Raw genomic sequence first — 2,310 nt, 5'->3', positions numbered from 1 at the left:
CCCAGGAGGTTTCGAGGAGGAGGCGCTGCTGCGGGTCCATCGCGGTCGCCTCACGCGGCGAGATGCCGAAGAAGGCGGCGTCGAACTCGCCCGCGCCGTCGAGGAACCCGCTCTCGCGCACGTAGCTGGTGCCGAAGCGGTCGGGGTCGGGATCGTAGAGGGCGTCCAGGTCCCAGCCGCGGTCGGCGGGGAGCGGGGTGATGGCGTCCACGCCGTCGCGGACCAGCCGCCACAGCTCCTCCGGAGTGCGTACGCCGCCGGGGAAGCGGCAGCCCATCGACACGATGGCGATCTGGTCGTCGTCGCCCGCACCCTCGCCCCGGCGGTCTGCCGCGCGTGCTGCCTCCGTACCCGGCCGCGTGTCCTCGTCGTCCTGCCCCCCGAACGCCAGATCGTCGAGGCAGGCGGCGAGTGCGGAGATGCTGGGGTGGTCGAAGACGACGGTGGTGGGGAGCTTGAGGCCGGTGGCGCGGTGCAGCCGGTCGCGCAGGGCGACGGCCGTGAGGGAGTCGAAGCCCAGTTCCTTGAATGCGGCCTCCACGCTGACGGCCTCGGCCCCGGTGTGTCCCAGTGCGGCCGCCACATGGGTGCCGACGAGAGTCCGTAGTGCGGCGAGTCGGCGGGCGGGTGGGAGGTCCGCGAGTTCCCGGAGCGCGGCGGAGGTCTCGTCGGCGCCCTCGGCGGCCGCGGCGACGGGGCCGGGCCGGGCGGCGGGCAGTTCGCTCAGCAGGGCGCTGCCGCGCACCGAGGTGAAGACCTCGGCGAACCGGCGCCAGTCGACGTCGGCGACCGCCACCACCGTGTCGTCCTGGTCGAGTGCCTGCTGGAGCCCGGTGACGGCGGCGCTCGGCTGGATGACGGGGACGCCCCTGCGGCGCAGGTCGTCCTGGACGGACTCGGCGATCATGCCGCCGCCCGCCCAGGGGCCCCAGGCCACGGAGAGCACGGGGGCACCGTCGGCGCGGCGCCGTTCGGCTCGGGCGTCGAGGATCGCGTTGGCCGCACCGTAGGCGGCGTGGTCGGCGACGCCCCACGTACCGGAGATGGAGGAGAAGTAGACGACGGCGTCGAGGCCGGCGGTGTCCAGCACCTCGTCGAGGTGGGCGGCGCCGAGGACCTTCCCGGCCAGGGTGGCGGCGAGGTCGTCGACGTCGGTCCCGGCCATCGGGCCGAGGACGCTCACGCCGGCCGCGTGGACGACGGAGCGTACCGGGTCGCCGTCCTGGGCCAGGCTACCGACCAGGCCGGCCAGCGCGTCGCGGTCGGCGGTGTCACAGGCCGCGACGGTGAGCCGGGTGCCGTGAGCCGCGAGTTCGTCCCGCAGACCGTCGAGGTGGGCGGCGTCGCCGCGGCGGCCGGTGAGGACGAGGTGTTCCGCCCCGCGCGCGGCCAGCCACCGGGCGACGTGCGCGCCGAGCGCGCCGGTCCCGCCGGTGACCAGGACCGTCCCGCGGGGCTTCCAGTCGCGGAGGGCCGCCTTGCCGCCGGTGGCCGCGTGCACGAGACGGCGGCCGTACGCCGTGCCGGCGCGCAGGGCCACCTGATCCTCGGCGGTGCCCGCCGTGACGGTGTCCAGGAGGAGGTCGACGGCCTGGTCGTTCCCGGATCCCGGGAGGTCCACGAGTCCGCCCCACCGCTTGGGGTGCTCCAGGGCGGCGACGCGGCCGAGGCCCCACACACCGGCCTGGGAGGGCGCGGTCGGCGCGTCCTGCGGGCCGGTGCCCACGGCGCCCCGGGTCACACACCACAGTGGCGCGTCGATCTCCGCGTCGCCGAGGGCCTGTACGAGGGTGAGGGTCCCGGCGAGGCCGAGCGGCACGGCGGGCTGATGCGGGTGCGGCTGTTCGTCGAGGGCCAGGAACGACAGCACCCGGGCGTAGTCGGCCGGGGGTGTCAGCAAGGTGGTGAAGGCGGCGCGGTCCAGGCTCCCGGAGGCGGTCACGACGACGGCCTGGTCCCCGCGTGCCTCAAGCGCGGACAGCACGTCGGTGACGAGCCGGTCGCCCTCCATCCGCTCTGGGACGACGAGCAGCCAGGTCCCGCCGATCGAGGCGGGAGCGGCGACAGGCAGGGGCCGCCATTCCGTGCGATACCTCCAGCCGTCGACCGCTCCCCGCTCGCGGCGGGTGGTGCGCCAGGTGGCCAGCGCGGGAACGACCGCCTCCAGCCCCTCCCGGACCCCGAGCGAACCGGCGAGCCCGTCCAGGTCGCCCTGCTCCACGGACCGCCAGAACTCCTCCTCCACCCGGTCAGCACTGACCTGCACCTTCGGCACATCAAGCCAGTACCGGCTGCGCTGGAAGGCATAAG

The 2,310-nt window shown here is 75.2% G+C and carries 1 protein-coding gene; it reads right to left on the bottom strand.

Going from position 1 to position 2,310, the window contains the following annotated elements; translation table 11 throughout:
* Window positions 1–2,266 (bottom strand): SDR family NAD(P)-dependent oxidoreductase (locus ABZY33_RS35925; protein WP_356495919.1); only part of this gene is annotated, 2,266 nt, incomplete at its 3' end.
* Window positions 2,267–2,310 lie beyond the last annotated feature (44 nt).

It is taken from the genome of Streptomyces sp. NPDC006552 (assembly GCF_040611655.1).
In the GTDB taxonomy this organism is placed as follows: domain Bacteria; phylum Actinomycetota; class Actinomycetes; order Streptomycetales; family Streptomycetaceae; genus Streptomyces.
The sequence above is the reverse complement of the archived record's forward strand: the minus strand, read 5'-3'. Positions and strand labels throughout refer to the sequence as shown.